This is a genomic window from Streptomyces sp. NPDC029296, from assembly GCF_055569255.1.
The window spans coordinates 26,086-46,209 of sequence record NZ_JBVHXT010000047.1; the positions used below are offsets into that span (position 1 = coordinate 26,086).

The following is a 20,124-nucleotide window of genomic DNA, read 5'->3' on the forward strand; positions in this document are numbered from 1 at the left end:
CTGGAAGCCCCCTCGGCCGCGCTTCGAGCAGCAGCGACCGAGGGGACGATTTGAGGTCCGACCGTGCTTGTGCGCTGCCGACGCTGCGGACAGCGGACGGCAGGTGAGGCGTACGGCCGCAACGGGGTCATGCCGCGGTTGCCAGCTGGGCGAGGACGACCGTGTCGGTCGTGATGTCGGGGTGGCCGAGCGTGGAAGCGAGGCGCTGACGGAGAGCGGCGTCTGCGTCGGAGGCGGCCGGGAGACCGACTTGTGCCCGGCGGATGTCGAGGCCGGCCGGTTCACGCACGGGGTACCGCTCCACTGTCTCGGGGGACAGTATGTACTGGGTGCCGTACTCCTGTGGCTGGCCGGTGCTGATCAGGACCCGGTCGTGCAGATGGGCCCACTGCCAGGCCGGGGCGTCATCGTGTTGGGCGGCACGGTGCAGGAGGCGAGCGGCCGAGCGCTGCACATCGGGGTCGTCGTCGGCGTGCAGAGCGATTTGCCAGGCGGCGCAGCAGCCGTCGGGGCCCACGAGCTGGTAGCCGGGCCAGTCGTACTCGGCCAGTATTCGTCGCAGAATGCTGGCGTTGGCGTGATCGGCGTGACGGACCTGGCCGAGCCGGATGGATTCCAGCTCGTGGCGGATGCGTCGCGACCAGTGCGTACTGGCCCGTTCGGCGCGGGCGATTAGGTCGCGGGCGAGGTCAGGTCGCTGCGGCGGCGCGATCACGGAGTCCTTCCGCAGGGCCTTGAACGGGCCTGGGGGCGAAGTGTCCGCCGTACGGTGGTCCACGGTGTCTCTTTCAGTCAGCGTCGGTAGTGACAGGGGGAATGAAGGGGGAGCCGCCGATGCCTCTTACGGGGGTCGAGGCTGAGGACGGGACCGTGCGCGGTGATACGGATCCCGGGCACTGTCGCGCGGGGGCTTATGCCGGGGCGTGACTGGTAGGCATCCAGGCCGGTTCCGGAGGCAGGCGTTCGGACCACTGGATGGGGTCTTCGCTTAAGGCGGCGTCGGCCAGGCGGATGCGTTGTACTTCGCCGGTGCCGGCGGGTGGGTAGGTGCACTGGGCGTCGCGCAACAGCCGCTGGAGTGGGTAGTCGGCGCTCAGGCCGTGCGCGCCGTGCAGCTCCATGGCGTCCTGGGCGGATCGCACAGCATAGGCGTGACTGCGGTACTTGGCGTTGATCAGTTCCGCGTCGCAGGACAGGCCGAGGTCGCGGAGGTAAACGGCCTGGTAGACCAGGTTGCGGGCGGCTCGCAGACGGGACTCCATCTCACCGATGCGGTCCCGCACCACCGGCTGGTCGGACAGGGAACCGCCGTAACGGGGGCGTCCCTTCAGGTAGGAGGCAGTGGTCTCCACGATCTTCTCGTGCACGCCGAGACTGACCGCGGCCAGGTTGGCACGGCCGTAGAGGATGCTGCTGCTCATCGCGACATCGAGCCCCCGTCCGACCTCGCCGATCCGGTTCTCATCCGGCACACGGACCCGGGCGAAGTCGAGGCGGCCGACCGAGAAGCCGTGTAGCCCAAGTTTGGGATGATGACCACCCACCCTGACACCCTTACGGTGGGACTCGACCATGAACGCGGTAAGCGCCTCTGAGGGTGGCACGTCCGGTCCGGCGGTGCGGGCGATGACGAGATGGGCCCCGGCCAGATTCCCGTTGCCGATGTGAGCCTTGTTGCCGCTGATCACCCACTCGTCACCGTGGCGGTCGGCGGTGGTCTTGATGCCTCCGATGTGGCCGCCGGCGGTCGGCTCGGTGGTGGCGATCGACAGCAGCAGCGTTCCCTCGGCGACCTGCGGCAGCCAGCGCTTCTTCTGGGTGTCGGTGGCCCAGTTCAGCAGCGCGCCAACGGGGATGAGGGTGGCCTGGAGGATGGCTGCGGCAGCGGCCGAGACGCAGGCGATCCGGTGGATCAGAATCGCCTTGGCAACGTGCCCGGCGCCCATGCCGCCGAGCGCTTCGGGGATCGTCACCCCGAACCAGCCGCGCCGGGCGATGAGATCGGCGGCCTGGCGCTCCACGCGGCGCGGAGCTGCTTCCATGCGGGCCACACGCGGGGCGATGTCCTTGGCCGCGACGGTGTCGGCCTCCTGCCACAGCGCTCTGTGGCGGGGGGTGAGGTATGGCTGGAGTGCTGATGGGGGCGGGGTGGTGGACATGCTCATCTCCCTCTGCCTGGAGGAATGCTGGCTGGGTTTCCCGGAGGGGGCGAGTCAGTGACCGGAGCGGCCGGCGGGGAGGGCCATGACCTCGCGGGCGATGTCCTTCACCTTGTTCTGCGTGAGGCGGGCATCGCTCTGGGGCCGTTTTTCCGGGTCTATGACGCAGGCGGTGCCGATGCAGATGCCGTCGTCGGAGATGAGCGGGACCCCGAAGTAGGCACGGATATTGATGACGTCGACGACGTGGTTGCCGGCGAAGCGAGGGCTGGCATGGACATCGGGCAGGGGAAGGGCCTTGCGGCGGTCCATGACCTCCGGGCAATAGCCGTGATCGAGGCTCATGGTTCGGCCGAGGAGGACGTATCCGCTGCCGGGCAGCGGCTGGTGCAGCCCGATGAAGGTCTGCCGCCATTCGAGGAACAAGTTGATGATGCCGTACAGGAAGCCGGTCCGGTCGGACAGCTGACGGGCGATCTCATCGAACTCCGGGTGTGCCTCGGTGGGCAGGCCGAGGCGGTGGATCACCCGGTACCGCTGGGCCACCTCGGTGGCCTGAGAGACGGGGGACAGTTCGCCGGTAGTGCTCTGTGCGCTGCGGGTGGACAGCGGGGTGGGAGAGTGCGGCTGGTGGGTCGGCAGGGCGGGGAAGGTCATCGGGCGTCCTGGAAGACGGAGTGGTCGGGGGCGGTGTGGACAGCGTGCTGAACGAGGGTGATCAAGGCTGCGGCTACGTGGTCCGCACGGCGCGCGTCGCAGGTCAGCACGGGGACGTGCGGGTCAAGCTCCAGCGCGGCGCGGATCTGCTCGGGATGGAAGCGGGGAGCGCATGCGAAGACGTTGTTGGCGACGACGAACGGCATGCCGTTGTCCTCGAAGAAGTTGATGGCGGTGAAGCTGGTTTCCAGGCGGCGTGTGTCGACCAGGACCACGGCGCCGATCGCCCCGCGGGCGAGGTCGCGCCACAGGCCGAGGAAGCGGTCCTGGCCAGGCGCGCCGAAGAGAAACAGCTCCATGGGTACGGGTGCGTCGGGGAGGGTGAGCCGGCCGAAGTCGAAGGCGACCGTGGTGGTGGTCTTGGCCTCGATGCCTTCCAGGCTGTCCACCGGGACGCTGGACTCGGTCAGGTACTCCTCGGTCCGCAGGGGCGTGATCTCGCTGACGGCTCCCACCGCGGTGGTCTTGCCGACACCGAAACCTCCGGCGATCACGATCTTGAGAGTGGTCAGCTGCTGGGACGCCGCCCGCGGCCCGGACGGCGCCGTGGGGTCAGCCGGCCCGAAGGTGGGAGACAGCATCCGGATACCTCTTTCGAAGCCCGACCACGGCGGCGAGCAGCAGCTGCGTGCTGGGCCTCCGCTTGCCTTGGTCGGTGGTGTAGGCGGCCGAGAGGGACAGAGTGAGAGCGTCTGCGTCCAGGAGGTCGGAGACGAGGATCTTGACAGCGGTGACGGGACGGCCGAGCCAGCCCGCCAGCTCCGCCACCGACCGCTGGTGTTCCCGACACAGCGCGACGATCTCCTGGCACTCCGGCGGCAGACCGGGCCCGGGCCTGCCGGAGCCGGGCTGCAGCACGGTGTCCAGACTCAACGGATGCCGCGCCCTGGTCCGCCCGCCCGTCAGGGTGTACGTGCGGACGAACTCCGACTGCTCGCCGGCGCTCTCAGGCCGCTCCCTGCTGGTCCCATGGGCGGTCACGGGGCCACATCGCCCGAAGCCGCCCGCACCGGGACCTCCATGTAGTCGGCGAAGCGCCTGATCAGGCGACTCATCTCGAACGAGACGGTGCCGACGCCGGCGTCCGGGACGGTGACGACGACCAAAATGGTGTCCACCACCCCGTCGATGGCGCCGGGCTGGTTCTCGAAAGCCGAGCTGCCGCCGGCGTTCTGCACGAGAAGAAGACAGTCGTCCCGTTCGATCAGCACCTGCTTGGCCGGCCGCTCCTTGCCCGTCGGCCCGGTCACGTTCGCCGCGAGCGACGCCACCCCGCTGATCGCCGCGGACAATTCGTCTGCCCAGTCCTTATCGACGCCGCCGTCCAGCAGCCGCAGGCCCTCGCGCGACAGTAGTACCGCGTGCGTAACGTCCGGCAGTTCGTCGGTGAACTGCTGCAACATCCAGGCCATGCTTTCCTTTGCACTGCGCGCTACGTCGTGGCGACCGGCGCTTTCCGCGTCACGGGTGATGCTCATAGCGAATCGCTCCAAACGGGATAGTGGGGGGACAGGCGCACTGGTTGCCTGCGTCAGGATTCGGACGGCTGAGGCGTGCTGCCTTTCCGGCTGCCGGCCAGGAAGTCAGCGGCCATGCTTGAGGTCGCGGCCGTCATCGGGGCTGGTTGCTGCGGGGAAGTGGCCCGCAGAGCCCCGTGGGTGCGCGGACGCCGGGGAAGCTGCGGCTCGCCGCCTTGCTGAGACTGCTTCTCCCGAGCCGGGCGAGCGGCGGGCTGCACTGGCGTGGGCGGTGCTGGTGGGGCGCCCACCGGGTGTGGTCCGGTGCGCTGGGCGCTCACCGTTGGCACCGGCGGCATCTGGACCAGGACCCTGGTGGGCACGACGACGAGTGCCGTGGTGCCGCCGGTGGGGTTCTCCTGCAACTGGACGTAGATGTGGTGTCGCTGTGCGATCTTCGCGGCCGTCAGCAGCCCGATCTGTCCGGCGCGCACCTGGTTGCTGACATCCACCTCGTCCGGCGTGGCGAGCAGGCGGTTCATCTGGTCGCGTACCTCCGGACGCAGCCCCAGACCGCGGTCTTCCACCTCGATCGCCAGGCCGGTCTGGACCGGCTGCGCGCGCACGGTCACCTGGGTGGCCGGGTCGGAGTTCTCGCAGGCGTTCTCGATCAGCTCGGCTAGCAGGTGCATCACGTCGGGTCCCACGTGCCCGGCCAGGCCGATGTCCGCCGTGGCTGAGCCTGCGACAGACGAGACCCGCGAGAACTGGACCACTTCGGAGCTGGCTCCGCGCAGCACCGTCATTACGCGGAGCGGCTGCTGGCTGGTGCGCAGCGACTGTCCGCCCAGCACGGCCGTGCTCTCCACATGGCGGCGTAGCCGGGTCATGAGGTGGTCGATTCGCCAGAGGGGGTCCAGCCACTCCGGATCGTCCGTCGCCCTCTCCAGCTCGGTGAGGCCGACCAGCGCTCTGGTGACCAAGGCGTGCTCGCGCAAGGCCAGTCGGCGCAGGACGTCGAGCAGTACGTCCGGCGCGGCCTCGTCGTGGACACGCACCAGAGACACCACGATCTGGGCCTGCAACGCGTGCACCGCCGCTTCGGCGCGTGCGGCCGGCTCCGTCGATAGCGGCTCCGGTACGGCGGGGACCGGCGGCCGGGTTCCGCCGCACAGCTGGTCGGTCGACCACAGCAGCGTCTTCTCCGCGATGGACAGCGCACCCAGGACCGCCGCCTGCTCCGCCGTGCGAGCCTCTTCCGCGACGCCGTGCGCGAAGCCTGCCGCGGCACGCGCCTCCCGCGCCGCGAAGAAGATGACGATGACCAGGCCGCCCACCACTCCGACCAGCACCCCGGTCTCCGGCCAGATGCCTGTCCGCCAGACCACGAGACCGACTGCCACGAGCACCACCAGTTGCACCAGCGGCACCATCACGGCGTGTCGGATCCGGCGCAGAACGGACTGGTCGATCGGCGTGGGCCGGCGTCTGCGGCCGTGAGATCTGGCCGAGGGGATGGGTGAGACGCGGTGCGGCATGACGATCCTCAGGAGGTAAAGGAGAGCAACGGCGGTCAGACGCGGGGGGCGGCGGCCAGGGCCCTGGCGTCCTGCTCGGCCCTGGAGGCGGGCCGGGGCATCACCGGCACCGGGAGGCTCGCCGCCGTGGTTACCGAGAGCCGGTGAAGCAGGACGGCGGACCGCACCAGAGCCTTGTGGCTGAAGGCTTGCGGGAAGTTCCCCAGCTGACGCCCGGCTTCGGAGTCGTACTCCTCGGCGAGCAGCCCCAAGTCGTTGCGTAGTGCCAGAAGGCGCTCGAACAGCGCGCGGGCCTCATTGAAACGACCGCTCACCGCGAGGGTGTCCACGAGCCAGAACGAGCAGAGCAGGAAGGTGCCTTCGTGGCCGGCGAAGCCGCTGACCCCGGTGCGGCCGTCGGCGGTTACGTAGCGATACACGAGTCCCTCCGGGCTGGTCAGCTCCCGCTGGACCGCGTTGATGGTGCCGATGACGCGCGGGTCGTCAGGCGGCAAGAAACCCATCAGGGGAATCAGAAGCAGTGCCGCGTCCAGTTCCTGCGAGCCGTAGGACTGGGTGAAGGTGTTGCGGACCGGGTCGAAGCCCTTCGTGCACACCTCGCGGTGGATCGCCTCGCGGACCTCGATCAGCTCGAACAGGTCGACGTCGAGCGCGCCGACCTCGGCCAGGCGGATCGTGCGGTCGACCGCGGCCCAGACCATCACCTTCGAGTGGACGAAGTGCCGGCGCGGGCCACGGATCTCCCAGATCCCCTCGTCCGGCTTCTGCCAGCTCTTGACCAGGTACTGCACGAGCTGCTGGTGCAGGACGGCTCCTCGCACTGGGGGACACCTCTCTCGTGCGCGAGATAGAGGGCCTCGAACACATCGCCGTACACATCCAGCTGCAGCTGCGTGGCCGCCGCGTTGCCGACCCGGACAGGCGCCGAGCCCTCATAGCCGGGCAGCCAATCCAGCACCCGTTCGAGCACGTCACGCTCTCCGGTGACCGAGTACAAGATCTGGAGATTCTCCGGATCGCCGGCCACCGACCTGAGCAACCACCGCCGCCACGCCTCGGCCTCTTCTCGGTACCCTGCTTCCAGCAGCGTGACCACGACGGTGGCGGAGTCCCGTAACCAGCCGTACCGGTAGTCGTAGTTCATCGTGAGGTCGATCGCCTCGGGCAGGGATGACGACGGCGCCGCGACCATCCCGCCGCTCGGCGCGTAGATCAGCTGCTTGAGCGTGATCAGGGACCGGATCACGGCGTCACGGTAGGGTCCGTCGTACGTGCACTGCCCTGCCCACTCCTCCCAGAACCCGAGCGTTGCCACGAGCGCGCCCTGAGGATCGGTGACCCGCGGCGGCCTACCGTTCGAGGGCGCCCAGCTCAGCACGAACGCCACGCATTGCCCGGCGGCGACGGTGAAGACGCTGACGACCACACCGTTCCTGACCGTCTGCTCGGTGTCGGCATCGAGCCAGAGAGCATCGGCGCCGGCCTCGGCCACCACGCGCTCGCCCACTTGGTGGATCCACGGAGTGACGTTGCCGTAACCCGGCCGCGAGCACATGGTGGAAACCATCGGCACCTGGCCGGTCACGCCCTGGACGATCCGAATTACCTGAGGCGCGTTACCGTCCGGAGGCATGAAGTCGGTGACCCGCACCGTGCCGGTCGGCGTCTTCCACACCGATTCGAGGACGGCGGAGTCACCGGCATAACGCCGCTGAGCGGCCGTGTCGGTGTCGTCCGAACCCGCAGAGTCCGGCGCTAAGTGCCAACTACCGTGCTCCTTCTCGCCGACCAGGCGTGCGAAAAAGGCGTCCGAGTCGAAGCGCGGCAGGCACAACCAGTCGATCGAACCGTTGTCGCAGACGTGCGCCGCCGTCCGCATGTCACCGATCAGACCGTACTGCTCGATAAGGGGGGTATGTTTCATTATGTCCGGTTCTCCAAAGCGCTCCCTAGTTAGGAGAGCCGTTGGGGTAGCCCTGTGGGGCAGTGGTGGGTGGTGCTGACCGTCACGGCCGGAGCCCAGGCAGCCGGTCGCGCCGCCCGCAGGTGGTGACCAGGCATGCCCGGAGTGTGAACAGAGAACACCGGGCCCTCATAACTTGGGAATGACCTCCCAGTGACGTTGACTCGTCAGTAACCGACTGTGGGGTGCCGGTTGGAAGACTTGTCCTGCCATGCTGGGCGCATGGCGACACTCAATGGAAAGCCCGTATCTGCCGATGAACTGATGCCACTGGCGCTGGTCAACGTGGGCCACTTCACGTCCATGCGCGCCGAAGACGGCCGAATCCGCGGCCTGTCCCTGCACTTGGAGCGCCTCTCGAAGGACTGCAGGACTGTGTGGGGTGCCGACCTGGACACCGAACGTGTCCGCGAGTACGTCCGCCAAGCCCTGAGCGGTCAGACGCAGCCATGCGTCATCCGTGTGACGGTCTATGACCCCACAGTCGATATGGGGCGCCCCGGGGACGCTGACGACCCGCAGGTGCTGGTGACTGTGCGGGGCGCCGCTGCGATGCCTCCGGCCCCGCTCCGTGCCATGAGCGTGCCGTATGAGCGAGACCTGCCTGAGGTGAAACACACCGGGCTATTCGGTGCCCTGCACGCCCGGCGAGCCGCCCAACTTAACGGATTCGACGATGCGTTGTTCGTCGGTAATGACGGGCTCGTCAGCGAAGGCGGTACCTGGAACGCGGGATTCATCGACAAAAACGGCATGGTGGTCTGGCCGCAGGCACCGGTTCTGCCAGGGGTCACCATGGCGCTGCTTCAAGAGCAAGTCGAGCACCGGGTGGCCACCATTACCTTGGACCAGGCCAAGGCTATGAAAGCCGCCTTCGCCACGAACACGAGCATCGGCGTGCGAGCCGTCGCAGCAATCGATCAGACCGAACTCCCCGTCGATCATCCGGCGTTGAGACAGCTGCGCGATGTCTATTTGTCAATCTCTGGTGAGACGCCATAAGGCGCGGCCGTGACAGGGGTGACCAGGTGGACCGGTCGCGAAGCCGGGCTGCTTCGCTTCGCCATGCGTAAGACCGGCAAGGCATTCGCCGAGTTGGTCGGCGTAAATCCCCGCCAGGTTCCTCGATGGGAGGGCCGCGGAGAGACGTTGGAACTCAGCCTCGACAACCAGTCAGCCCTCGACACCGTGCTCGCACAAGCCGATCCCGCCGTGCAACAGCGGTTCGCGGCTCTTCTCACCGAGCGTGCCGCCGCCGAGCACGACGAACGAGCCCAAGAACTGTTGCGCCGCGATCCGCGTGCCAGCCAGCACCACGTCGACGGAAAACTCATGACCCTCGTTGAAGGGGGCATCTACCTTTCTGGTCCCGACAGCCGATCAGTCTGGCTGGACTCCTACCGCATTGACGTCTATCCAACGACCAACCGTGACTACGAGCGGTTCGTTCGGGCCACTGGGCATCGCCCACCTCGGCACTGGCCGGACGGCCGATGCCCAGATGGCCTCGCTACCCACCCAGTTGTTTGGGTGACGTGGTCAGACGCCACCGCGTACGCCCGCTGGGCCGGAAAGATGTTACCGACGGCCCTGCAATGGGAGAAGGCCGCTCGGGGGTCGAGAGGGCGGATCTACCCCTGGGGCAACGAGCCCACGGCTGCGAAATGCAACGTTGCGGAGACTGGGATCGATACGACTACGCCGGTCTTCCGGTACCAGTCCGGTGTCAGCCCGTTCGGCGTGTGCGACATGTGCGGCAACGTATGGGAGTGGTGCTCCACCGAGGAATCACCCGGCAGTGGCCGGTACGAATTGAAAGGAAGTGCCTTCACGTCACCCTTCGAACGAGCGGCACCATCCCTGGTGAATTCGGCGGATGCCACGATGCAGGATAACGACACAGGATTTCGCTGCGTAGTCGCGGAGTAACGCTGCCCACGCACCATAGGCGCAGGGCCGGCTGATGAGTCCGTCGAGGGTGACCGCGACGTCCTGGACGGTGAGACCAGTGCCACGGGGTCTAGGGGCGCGGTCGACGTATCACTCACACGGCCTGAGGAGAACTAAACGCCCTCGTCGGCGAGAACGGCTCGGAAAATACTCCTGCAGGCCCATGGACTTGCGTATCAACGACCATCTCGGTCGACCCAGCACCGCTTATGGCAACCCGTTGCTGGAGGCTGCCCGCGCGGCTCCCGCCAAGAGCGCCTTCGCCCGGGTCCAGCACGGCACCCTCATCGCAAACTCCGACTGGGGCGCTACGGACCTAACCGGCGGGCCGTAGCGCCGCATATCGGTACCTCTTGGATGCAGCGGAATCTTCGCCCGAATTCACGGACTCCCCCAGGATTACCTGAGTCGCCATGCAGTCGGCATTCGCTCACGGCAGACGAGCAAAGCGCGCAAAAGACTGGAACCCTCCCTCGTGCTATGTCAACTTACAACACGCTGGCTGAAGGGGGGACGGGCTGTTGCGTCGGATAACGGCAGAGGAGTTTCCTATCTCGACGTGCATCTTGTGTTCCGCCATGTTGTGGCTAGTCTCGCCTAACTCGCACGCTGAGGTATCAGTGACGCTGGGAGGGCGTGCTGCTCATCCCATCCTCCATCGGGTGGTGCCTGCGCCGCCGACGGGTCCACCGGCTCCATGGGGGCCGGCGCAGGGCACCTAGTCGGCGCACGGTGAGCGCAACATAGACCATGATCGCCGGTTAGCCAAACCGGCGATCGTCATCATCATTGATGGTGTTCGTCTTCGGCTGCTCTTGACGGTGGAGCCGTAGCGGATGCAGGGCCTTGCGTGTGCGGAGAGGAGCCGCAAAACGCCCTGCCTGGCAGCGCCTCCCTGGAAGAGACGGAACTTCGCGACTCACGCGCGATGCCGAGGCTGTCGCCTCGGTCCCGTCATTTCTCGTCTTCGAGCAAGGAAGATCCGATCCATGTACCCATCGGTGATACCCCCTGTCCTCGTCGTCTGCGGGATGAGTCCTCCCTGGACTAGTGGCTTAAGGCGGGTGTCCCCGTCTGGTGCGTCGCCGAATGGGCTGGCCTGAACGCAAGCTGGCTTGCCCAGCGCTACCCGCATCGCTTCCGGATAGAGGATTGACGGCTGTGGTCTTGTCCTGGTCCCTCTCGCCGTCCGGCTGGGCCGGTGCGCTGGCTGCCCCTTTTCCCTCTTCAGCTCCCGCGAGGACTCATCGATGTCTACCCGTTTGCTGTCCGTTCCTGCCGTAGCCGCCGCTCTAGACGTCGACCGGCGTACCGTTTACCGCTTCATCGCCGCCGGGGAACTGCCGGTTGTCGACCTGCGTACCGGAACGGGCCGCTCCCGTGTCCGTGTGCCTGTCGGCGGGCTGGAGGAGTTCATCGCCAGCAGGTCGGTCGTTTCCCCGCGCAACCGTCGCTGACCTCGTGCTGTCAGCCTGTCCCTCATCCCCGAACAAAGGAGTAGTACCGCGTATCTGCGCAAGTTGACGTCAGGCAAGTGGCAGGCGACCGTACGCAACCGGAGCGGAGACCGGTTCAGCGAGAGCTTCCCGCTCAAAGCCCAGGCCCGTGCCTGGGGTATCGAGATGGAGACCCAGTTCGCCCGCGGCACCATGCGTGATCCGCGGGCCGGTGAGATGGCCTTCCGCGAGTGGCACGACCGGTGGTGGAACGCCCGTGTGGTCGAGCCGCACACCCTGCGGGGAGACGCCTCCAGCATCAAGAACCATGTTCTGCCCTACTGGGCGGAGTGGGAGATGCGGGCCATCACCCGCATGGACGTCCAGAGCTGGATCCGCTCCCTGATCGAGAAGGGCACGGGCCCCGCGGCCATCAAGCGGGCCTACAACCTGACGTCCTCCATCATGCGGGCGGCCGTCGACGACGACGTCATCGCGGTGAGTCCGTGCCGCAGCATCGACCTCCCCCCGATCGCGGTCAAGCCGCCGCAGTGGTTCACGCTCGACCAGGCGCAAAGCATCCTGGACGAACTCCCCACCGCGTGGAAGACGATGTGCCTGCTCGGCTTCTACACCGGGCTGCGCTGGGGTGAACTTTCCGGGCTGCACTGCCACCGCATCGACCGGCGCCGCTCGCGCCTGTTCGTGGTGGAGGTCAACACCAAGAGCGGCATCAAGGAGTACCCCAAGAGCTCCAAGAGCCGACGCGAGGTCCCGCTCCCGCCTCACGTCCTGGAGGCACTCGAACGCCACATCCACCGGCTCGACCGTGACGCGCTCGTCTTCACCACCATCACCAAGGGCCGGGCCGGCCGCCGCCTCGATGACGGCAACTGGCGTCGGCAGACCTGGTGGCCGGCCGTCGACGCCGCCTGCTACTTCGACAGTGACGGCGAACAGCAGCCCGTCCCGCACTACTCGCCGCATTCCATGCGCCATACCTGCGCCTCGTGGCTGGTGCAGAAGGGTGTCTCGCTCTACGAGGTCCAGCACCTCCTCGGCCACGAAAGCTTCCAGACCACCCAGCGTTACGCCCACCTCCAGCCCGACGCTCACAAGGCCGTCCTCGGCGCCTGGCAACGCCTGGACTCCCCGCTCGTCATCGCCGCGTAAACATGCCTCCGCCCTGTCACCTCAAGGACAGGGCGGAGGTGTTCGCGCACTCAAGGATGTTCCGTTAGCTCCTCGTCGGGCGGAGTCCAGCGGCCGTCACTGTCGTACGGCCAGGGATGGGCGTAAGAACCCGCCTGTAGGAGTTCGGCCAGAGCCTGACGGCTGGCCGGCAGATCAGGCGGATCCCTCAGCGGCCGCGCAGCGGATCAACACCCGCCCACGGTCTTGGACCTGCCGAGGGTCGTACGTGTGGCCCGGACCAGCCGATGAGGACGGCCCAGCACACCGGGTACATCGATCACCGGTGCCGGTACCGGCGGCGGCTGCGCAGACTTCTCAGTCTCCTCGCCCACCAGGGTGAAGACGCAGTCACCACGCTGCCGCCCGGTCCAGCGCAGCTTGTGCCCTTCGGGTACGTGACCGTGATGCACCGCGTCGTAGAAAGCCGCCCGCCACCGGCCCCGGGTCCGCGGAGCGGGATCTGGCACGGTGACCCTCCCGGAGGCCGAGCGCAACAGGGCGATCAGCTCGGCCCCACCGGCCGGAGCCAGAGCGGCCTGCCGGGCGTCGTCGGCCAACCGCTCCCGCTCCGCCTGCGCCTCCCGGGCGTGCTTGCCGTGCTCAAGGTAGTAGCGGCCGTCCGCAGTGACGACCGCGGTGTGCCCGCTATCGCGAGGCCGCGAAGGGCCATACCGCATCCTGCTTACGGGTTCATCTTGCGGAAGCCGCCCCTGGAAAGAGTGCCGCTGTGGCAAATCACCGACCGGTTCGTGGGGGTCGGTGTCGTGCTCCTCGTTGGATGCTCTTATGGGCCGAACGGCTGCCCAGAGAGCCGGGAGAGCGGCGTCTGATATCTCTGACCTGACTCTTGAACTTCAGTAGGGAAGATCCTCTCGGGACCGTGGGGTTCTTGGCCGGCACGGGGGTACCCGGGAAGAGGCCAGAAGTCGACGGGTGCCACGCCGGTCGCGGTGACGTCCACTGAGGGGGCTGGCGATCGTTTCGTCCGGTTCTGGTGAGGAGGAACCGCGCATGCCGATGACGCGCTCGCAGCCCGGACGACCGCTGCGGTCGGCAGTCCCTGCTGCCGGGAAGCGCAGTTCCGCCCGGGGCGCTTGTCGTGTTTGACAGGCCCGCGGCAGTCCTGGCGCTGGCAAAAAGATGATGCAGGTCAGCCACACAGCCACGTTCGAGCAGCTTCCCGACGTGATCGCCGAGCACGCTGCCGAGGTCGGCATATACGACACGGCCCTGTTCGTCGTGGACATCCGTGAGACGGTGCTGCGCCGGCTCACGGGCAAGAGCCCCGAGGCCGCGGGCGGTGGGCAGGAGTTCACCGTCGGCGGCAGCCTGCCGGGCCAGGCGTACCACCGCGTGGCGGTGCTCGCCGAGCCGACACCGCGTGGCGGTGCTCGCCGAGCCGACACCGGGTGGGGAGGTGAACGGACGGCGGCGGTGGTGGGTGGCCGTCACCGACGGCGTGGAGCGGCTGGGCGTGCTGCGGGCCGACACCGACACCGATGACGAGCCGACCCGGGACACCTTGCGCGATCTGGCGTCGATGACGGCTCTGCTGCTGCTCAGCAAGCGGTCCTTCAGCGACTCCTACGCGCAGTTGGTGCGCACCGAGCCGATGAATGTCCCTGCGGAGATGCAGTGGAACCTCACTCCGCCGCCCGCGTACGCCGGGCACGAGGTCACGGTGGGCGCGACGATGGAACCGGCCTACCAGGTGGGCGGTGACGCCTTCGACTACGCCATCAACGGCACCACCTTGCACTTGGGCGTCTTCGACGCGATGGGCCATGACACGACCGCCGGGATCACCGCGAACGTCGCGGTGGCCGCCTGCCGCAACGCCCGTCGCCAGGGCGCGTCGCTGGCGCAGGCCAGCGAGCGGGTGGAACAGGTGCTGCTGGAGCAGTTCAGCACCAGCCGTTACGTCACCGGCATCCTGGCCGACCTCGATACCGCGAGCGGACGGCTGACCTGGATCAACCGTGGCCATCACCTTCCGGTCCTCATCCGCGACAACCGTTGGACGACCGAGCTGGAATGCCCGCCGGCCGGCCCCATGGGCACGGACCTGGGCCTGCCGGTGACCGAGTGCGTCGAGCACCTGCAGCCCGGTGACCGTCTGTTGCTGTACACCGACGGGGTGGTCGAGGCCCGCGACGGGCGGGGCAGGGAGTTCGGCCGGGACCGCTTCGTCGACTTCGTCCGCCGCCATCACGCCGGGCGGCTCACCTTGCACGAGACGCTGCGCCGGCTGATGGCCGCGATCATGGAACACCACGAGGGGCGACTTGACGACGACGCGACGGTCCTGCTTGCCGAGTGGCGTGGTGGCCACCAGGAGGAGTTGACTCCGTGAGACCCGGGAGCTCCGCCCCGGCAGGCTTGAGAGCCGACTCGCCCGCGCCCGACGACCGGGAGGGTGCCGCCCCTGTCGACGTACGGCTCAACCGTCTGGCAGACGACTGCATAATACTCATCGTCAGGGGTGATCTGGACCTGTGCGGGGTGCCGCCGGGTACGTAGAGGGTCTCTCCCGCGCGGACCGGCAGACGGCGCAGTACGGCGTCGAAGTCCTGGGCCTCCAGCGCGGCGCGCAGCCGTTCGGCCGTCACTCCCTTCTTGACGCCGCACAGGGCGGTCGCGCCGGGGGCGGCATCCAGGATGTGCCACGCTTCGGTCTTGCCGTTGGGCTGGCCTTCCAGGCGTCGGGCGGCCTCGTAGTCGGCGTGGAGGTGAACGGGCAGGGTGCCGGTGGCATCGATGAACTTGGTCAGCAGGGGGAAGCGCTCGCCGGACCAACCGGTGCCCATGAGAGCTTCGGGATGGTCGGTGAGGACTTGGCGCAGGGTCCGGCCCGCCGACGGACCATTGGTCACCACGCTGCGGTTGCCCTCGACGTCGCTGCATTCCCAGGTCTCCGCGACGCTCCAGTCCGGCAGGCCCCTCTTTCCCAGGCGGCGGGCGATGGCGTGCCCGCCGAACACCAGTGGCCTCGCCGTGACGGACAGCCGCAACGGGTAGAGGGTCGTCTCCTGCCCGCTCACAGGATCGGCTGCCCGCCGGTGACGGCGACCCGGGCCCCCGAGACGTAACTGGCCTCGTCGGACGCCAGCATGACGTACACCGGCGCCAGTTCCGCCGGCTGGCCCGGCCGGCCGAGCGGTACTTGGGATCCGAAGGACTCGACCTGCTCGGGCGGCATGGTCGCGGGGATGAGCGGTGTCCAGATGGGCCCCGGGGCGACGCTGTTGGCGCGGATGCCCTTCGAAGCCAGCATCTGGGCCAGCGAGCCGACCATGTTGGCGATGCCGGCCTTGGTGACGTTGTAGGCCAGGAGCTGCGGCGGCGGACTGTCGGAGTTGACCGAGGTGCTCCCGATGATCGCCGAGCCGGGCCGCATGTGGGGGACGGCGGCCTTGGTCAGGTGGAAGAAGGCGCTGAGGTTGATCGCCAGTGTGCGGTCCCACTCCTCGTCGGGAATGTCGGTGATGGAGTCGCGGGTCATCTGGTGCGCGGCGTTGTTGACCAGTACGTCGACCTGGCCGAACTCCTTCACGGCCGTGTCGATGATGGAGCGGCAGTGCGCCGGGTCGGCCACGTCTCCGGGCACCAGCCCGCAGGTACGGCCAGCCTCCCGCACCCACCGTGCGGTCTCCTGGGCGTCTTCGTGTTCGTCCAGGTAGGAGATCAGGACGTCCGCACCCTCACGGGCGTAGGCGATCGCCACCGCGCGTCCGATACCGCTGTCCCCACCCGTGATCACCGCGGCCTTGCCGGCCAGCCGTCCGGAACCTCGGTAGCTGTGCTCGCCGTGATCAGGCTCGGGCGCCATCTCACCGGTCACACCGGGCGGCACCTGCTGCTGACGGGGCTGGGACATCGTGACTCCTGGGGGATTGCTCGGACTGCGAGGGCCGGCGCCAGGCGGGCCGTCCCACGGACGATCGAGGCGGTGAGTACCCCGCCGCACCCACTGCCTATCCGCCTGACAGCGAGGTTCGCTCCCTGACCGAACCGGTCCGGGCGCCGTACCCGTCACGCCAAATGGCTCGAACATCCCTTTATGCCTCCTTCGTCTGGTTAATGTGTGCATGTTCGGGAAACTCGGCGAGGCGTGATGCAGAGCATTGTGCGCGGCGGCGCGGCAGGTGCCGCCGGAACGGCGGTATTGAATGCCGTGACCTACGCCGACATGGCGCTGCGAGGCAGGCCGGCGAGTCAGGCGCCCGCTCAGACGGTGGACAAGATGACCCGCGACGCGGGACACCCGATTCCGGGGACGGATGGCACTCGGGACAATCGGCTTTCCGCGCTGGGCGCGTTGGCGGGCATCGCTGTCGGCTGCGGTGTGGGAGTGGCTGTTTCGCTCACGCGCGGCATCGGTATCCGCTTGCCGTGGTGGCTGGGAGGCGTGGTCACCGGCGCCTTGGCCATGACCGCGACCGACTTGCCGGTGGCGCGGCTGGGCGTGAGCGACCCCAAGGGCTGGTCGGCGAGCGAATGGGCATCGGACGTCGTACCGCATCTGATGTACGGGCTCACCACCTATGGGGTGCTGGCCGCCTCCGACCGTCGGTCGTGACGAGCCCGGCCGTTCGGGATCCGCTCATCGGCTGAGCGATGGTGAGCGGTGGCTCGGGCTGAGATGGTCGTGGCGGGCGGCGACGGCAAACAATGAGGTCGGTGGCGTGAGGGGCGTCCGGTGCCGCCCGGCGGTGAGCCTCTGCGGAGGCGCTCGGCGGCCTGGCCGGACACACTCGAGTCTCTCTGGCGACGTGGACCGCCTTGTGTACGAGCCGCCAACCGTCGCCCCCGCACCGTGGACGCGGGTCAGCGCCGCTGCGGCCCGGCCTTTCGGCAGAACCGGCTCGGTTGCTCGAAGCACCGTCTCGTGGGCCGGCCAGAGCGCGAGCATGGCGCACGTCCCTGCTTCTGCGAGCAGCACGTCCCCGCGGAGCAGCGTCATCCCTAACGCGAGCCCCCGGCCGACGCGGAGCCGTCACCTTGCCTGCGTATTGACCTCTCTTGTCTGCCAATCCACGAACCGGGCGAGGTCGCGCGGCGCCGACCCTTCCGAGGACTCCGCAGTAAGCCGGACGACTGGTCCGACACCCGACCACGCCCACGCGGTGTGTCCCGCTGCCGATGGACCGCTGCCGCTCGCCGTGCAGGCGATGCACTACCGAGCGCCCCGTCGGCGCCGTCGTCGCCTGTTTGCCGCCGCACCTTGTCGATGTCGGTGAGGTGCCGTGCGGTGGCTCGGCACCTTGATCGCTCATCGCAGGGACGAGGCCGGAGGTGACGGGCGCGACTCGCTGTCCTTGGTGTGCGAGCTCACCGCCATCATGGCCGGCCTGGGCGGGCGGGTCACTCGGACGGTGACGATGCCGGCCGCTTCGAGCGACCCTCGCCTGCCGTCCTCCGCGTAGCCGTTGGAGCGTTCATGCAGCCGGAAGAGCGGCTGCCACGCCGCCGGTTTCACAACCGGCTGAGGAGTCAACTCTCGTGGGAGTATCGCGCGCATGAGCGACGGGTCCCGTGGCCGCGCGTGCGCCGACGGAAAGAGGTGTGGATGACGGCAGTGGACAGCGGCGCCGCGGAGTCCGGCGCTGCGCAGAGGCGGCTGCGTACGGGCAGAGCCGTCGTGCGGTGGCTGACGACCACCGATCACAAGGTCATCGCTCACCTGTACCTGGCCACGGCTTTTGGGTTTTTCGTGTTCGCCGGGGTCCTGGCGATGGTGATGAGGGCGGAGCTGGCAAGGCCGGGACTGCAGATCGTGAGCCAGGAACAGTACAACCAGCTCTTCACCATCCATGGCACTGTGATGATGTTGTTGTTCGCCACTCCGACCTTCGTGGGGTTCGCCAATGCCGTCATGCCCCTGCAGATCGGGGCCCCGGACGTGGCTTTCCCACGGCTGAACGCTTACACCTACTGGGTGTACCTGTTCGGCGGCCTGATGGTGGTGTCGGGTTTCCTCACCTCCCGCGGCGCGGCGCCGTTCGGCTGGTTCGCCTACGCGCCGCTGAACAGCTCGACGGACTCTCCCGGCACGGGCGCGGACCTGTGGGTGATGGGCCTGGTCGTCTCGGGCCTGAGCACGATCCTGGGCGCCGTGAACTTCATCGCGACCATCATCTGTCTGCGGGCCCCTGGCATGACGCTCTTCCGGATGCCGATCTTCACCTGGAACGTGCTGTTCACCTCCATCCTGACGTTGCTGGCGTTTCCCGTGCTCACAGCGGCGCTGCTGGCGTTGATGGCGGACCGGAAGTTCGGCGCCCACATCTTCGACGCGGCCAACGGGGGCGCGCTGCTGTGGCAGCACCTCTTCTGGTTCTTCGGACATCCTGAGGTCTACATCGTCGCCCTTCCATTCTTCGGCATCATCACGGAAGTCATCCCGGTGTTCAGCCGCAAGCCCGTCTTCGGCTATTTCGGGCTGATCGGCGCCACCGTCGCCATCACCGGGCTGTCCGCGATCGTGTGGGCGCACCACATGTTCGCCACCGGTGCGGTGCTGCTGCCGTTCTTCTCGCTGGCCTCGTTCCTGATCGCGGTGCCCACCGGGGTCAAGTTCTTCAACTGGATCGGGACGATGTGGGGCGGCGCGTTGTCCTTCGAAACGCCCATGTTGTGGGCGCTGGGATTCCTCGCCACATTTCTCTTCGGCGGACTGACGGGCGTGATCCTGGCGTCGCCGCCGCTCGACTTCCACACCACCGACACCTATTTCGTCGTGGGTCACATGCATTACGTGCTTTTCGGCACCGTCGTGTTCGCGATGTTCGCCGGCTTCTACTTCTGGTGGCCGAAGTTCACCGGACGCATGCTCCACGAACGTCTCGGGAAGATCCACTTCTGGACGCTGTTCGTCGGATTCCATCTGACGTTCCTCGTCCAGCATTGGCTGGGTGTGCAGGGCATGCCGAGGCGGTACGCCGACTATCTGGCCGCCGATGGCTTCACCGCGCTCAACACCCTCTCATCGATCGGCGCCTTCCTGCTCGGCGCCTCCACACTGCCGTTCTTCTACAACGTCTGGAGGACCGCGCGGTATGGGGAGAAGGTCACCGTCGACGACCCGTGGGGTTACGGCCGCTCGCTGGAGTGGGCCACCTCGTGTCCGCCCCCGAAGCACAATTTCGTTGCTCTGCCTCGCATCCGATCGGAATCCCCGGCTTTCGACCTGCACCACCCGGAGCATGCGGAACACGCGCACTCCCACTCACCGTCCGGTTCGGGCAACAGCGGGAACGCCAAAGACGCGGCCGGCGGCGAGGGAGAGCGCGAGTGAAGGCCGAAACCACCCTTTTCGCAGGGGTCAGCTTCTTCTTCGCGACGTGTGCCACTGTGTACGGGTGGCTCTCCCGGGAGCCGGCCGGGACCGCCGTCCTCGTCATCGCCTGTCTCATGTCGGCCCTCGTGGCGCTCTTCCTCTGGCGCCAGCATGAGAAGGTCGGGTCGTTGCCACAAGACCGGAAAGAGGCAGCGGTGCACCATACCGCCGGGCCCGTGGCGTTCTTCCCGCCGCGCAGTGCCTACCCGGCCCTGGCAGCGTTGGGCACGTCCCTCATGGGCGCGGGTGTGGTGTACGGGCTGTGGCTCTTCCTCCTCGGCGCCGGGATCCTCGCGCCGGGTATCTGGGGATTCGTTTTCCAGTACGGCAACCGCGGCACCTGACCCAAGGCAGCAGTGACACGGGCGGGA

General features: G+C 67.8%; 17 protein-coding genes and 1 pseudogene. 8 read left to right on the top strand and 10 right to left on the bottom strand.

Annotated features, from left to right (window positions below):
* Nucleotides 1-127: 127 nt before the first annotated feature.
* From ACZ4W9_RS33075 to ACZ4W9_RS33110, 8 genes and pseudogenes are all read right to left on the bottom strand, one after another.
* Nucleotides 128-778 carry a DUF6624 domain-containing protein gene (locus ACZ4W9_RS33075; protein WP_467942019.1) on the bottom strand — a complete coding sequence of 217 codons (651 nt, stop codon included), beginning with the start codon at nucleotides 776-778 and terminating at the stop codon, nucleotides 128-130.
* 133 nt (nucleotides 779-911) lie between these two features.
* On the bottom strand, nucleotides 912-2,165 hold the full coding sequence (locus ACZ4W9_RS33080; RefSeq protein WP_467942021.1) for an acyl-CoA dehydrogenase family protein: 1,254 nt from the start codon (nucleotides 2,163-2,165) through the stop codon (nucleotides 912-914).
* Between the two features lie 48 nt (nucleotides 2,166-2,213).
* Nucleotides 2,214-2,816, bottom strand: coding sequence for a GAF domain-containing protein (locus tag ACZ4W9_RS33085; protein WP_467942023.1), 603 nt, complete (start codon nucleotides 2,814-2,816; stop codon nucleotides 2,214-2,216).
* Nucleotides 2,813-3,457: a GTP-binding protein gene (locus ACZ4W9_RS33090; protein WP_467942025.1), complete on the bottom strand. Its 645-nt coding sequence runs from the start codon at nucleotides 3,455-3,457 to the stop codon at nucleotides 2,813-2,815. Before ACZ4W9_RS33090 ends, ACZ4W9_RS33085 begins: the two co-directional genes overlap by 4 nt.
* Nucleotides 3,429-3,857 (bottom strand): DUF742 domain-containing protein, encoded by a 429-nt coding sequence (locus tag ACZ4W9_RS33095; protein ID WP_467942027.1) that lies wholly within the window; start codon nucleotides 3,855-3,857, stop codon nucleotides 3,429-3,431. Before ACZ4W9_RS33095 ends, ACZ4W9_RS33090 begins: the two co-directional genes overlap by 29 nt.
* Entirely contained in the window at nucleotides 3,854-4,354 is a 501-nt protein-coding gene (locus ACZ4W9_RS33100; RefSeq protein ID WP_467942029.1) for a roadblock/LC7 domain-containing protein, read from the bottom strand. The genes ACZ4W9_RS33095 and ACZ4W9_RS33100 overlap by 4 nt, the downstream gene beginning before the upstream one ends.
* Nucleotides 4,355-4,407: 53 nt before the next feature.
* Nucleotides 4,408-5,766, bottom strand: a complete 1,359-nt coding sequence (locus ACZ4W9_RS33105; RefSeq protein WP_467942087.1) for an ATP-binding protein — start codon at nucleotides 5,764-5,766, stop codon at nucleotides 4,408-4,410.
* Between the two features lie 140 nt (nucleotides 5,767-5,906).
* Nucleotides 5,907-7,795, bottom strand: a pseudogene (locus ACZ4W9_RS33110) (glycoside hydrolase family 15 protein).
* A gap of 261 nt (nucleotides 7,796-8,056) precedes the next feature.
* Between ACZ4W9_RS33110 and ACZ4W9_RS33115 the strand changes: the two are divergent.
* The 5 genes from ACZ4W9_RS33115 to ACZ4W9_RS33135 all read left to right on the top strand — a co-directional run bounded on the left by ACZ4W9_RS33115 (nucleotide 8,057) and on the right by ACZ4W9_RS33135 (nucleotide 14,767).
* A complete protein-coding gene (locus ACZ4W9_RS33115) occupies nucleotides 8,057-8,836 on the top strand; it encodes an aminotransferase class IV family protein (RefSeq protein WP_467942031.1) in 780 nt (259 codons plus the stop codon).
* A gap of 9 nt (nucleotides 8,837-8,845) precedes the next feature.
* Nucleotides 8,846-9,763 carry a formylglycine-generating enzyme family protein gene (locus ACZ4W9_RS33120; protein WP_467942033.1) on the top strand — a complete coding sequence of 306 codons (918 nt, stop codon included), beginning with the start codon at nucleotides 8,846-8,848 and terminating at the stop codon, nucleotides 9,761-9,763.
* Between the two features lie 1,271 nt (nucleotides 9,764-11,034).
* Entirely contained in the window at nucleotides 11,035-11,241 is a 207-nt protein-coding gene (locus ACZ4W9_RS33125) for a helix-turn-helix domain-containing protein (RefSeq protein ID WP_467942035.1), read from the top strand.
* Nucleotides 11,242-11,304: 63 nt separating this feature from the next.
* On the top strand, nucleotides 11,305-12,393 hold the full coding sequence (locus ACZ4W9_RS33130) for a tyrosine-type recombinase/integrase (RefSeq protein ID WP_467942037.1): 1,089 nt from the start codon (nucleotides 11,305-11,307) through the stop codon (nucleotides 12,391-12,393).
* 1,438 nt (nucleotides 12,394-13,831) lie between these two features.
* Nucleotides 13,832-14,767: a PP2C family protein-serine/threonine phosphatase gene (locus ACZ4W9_RS33135; protein WP_467942039.1), complete on the top strand. Its 936-nt coding sequence runs from the start codon at nucleotides 13,832-13,834 to the stop codon at nucleotides 14,765-14,767.
* On the opposite strand, the gene ACZ4W9_RS33140 is transcribed toward ACZ4W9_RS33135, so the two are convergent.
* Both ACZ4W9_RS33140 and ACZ4W9_RS33145 read right to left on the bottom strand, forming a co-directional pair.
* Nucleotides 14,676-15,455: a type I phosphomannose isomerase catalytic subunit gene (locus ACZ4W9_RS33140; protein WP_467942041.1), complete on the bottom strand. Its 780-nt coding sequence runs from the start codon at nucleotides 15,453-15,455 to the stop codon at nucleotides 14,676-14,678. The genes ACZ4W9_RS33135 and ACZ4W9_RS33140 overlap by 92 nt on opposite strands.
* Complete coding sequence (locus tag ACZ4W9_RS33145) at nucleotides 15,452-16,291, bottom strand: SDR family oxidoreductase (RefSeq protein WP_467942043.1); 840 nt, start codon at nucleotides 16,289-16,291, stop codon at nucleotides 15,452-15,454. The genes ACZ4W9_RS33140 and ACZ4W9_RS33145 overlap by 4 nt, the downstream gene beginning before the upstream one ends.
* Before the next feature lie 234 nt (nucleotides 16,292-16,525).
* Here ACZ4W9_RS33145 and ACZ4W9_RS33150 point away from each other — a divergent pair, with 234 nt between their 5' ends.
* From ACZ4W9_RS33150 to ctaF, 3 genes are all read left to right on the top strand, one after another.
* Nucleotides 16,526-16,993, top strand: coding sequence for a hypothetical protein (locus tag ACZ4W9_RS33150; RefSeq protein WP_467942045.1), 468 nt, complete (start codon nucleotides 16,526-16,528; stop codon nucleotides 16,991-16,993).
* 990 nt (nucleotides 16,994-17,983) lie between these two features.
* On the top strand, nucleotides 17,984-19,711 hold the full coding sequence (gene ctaD, locus ACZ4W9_RS33155; protein WP_467942089.1) for an aa3-type cytochrome oxidase subunit I: 1,728 nt from the start codon (nucleotides 17,984-17,986) through the stop codon (nucleotides 19,709-19,711).
* The gene (ctaF, locus tag ACZ4W9_RS33160) at nucleotides 19,708-20,097 is read left to right on the top strand and encodes an aa3-type cytochrome oxidase subunit IV (protein ID WP_467942048.1); all 390 of its coding nucleotides are present in this window, start codon (nucleotides 19,708-19,710) and stop codon (nucleotides 20,095-20,097) included. Before ctaD ends, ctaF begins: the two co-directional genes overlap by 4 nt.
* Nucleotides 20,098-20,124: the final 27 nt, after the last annotated feature.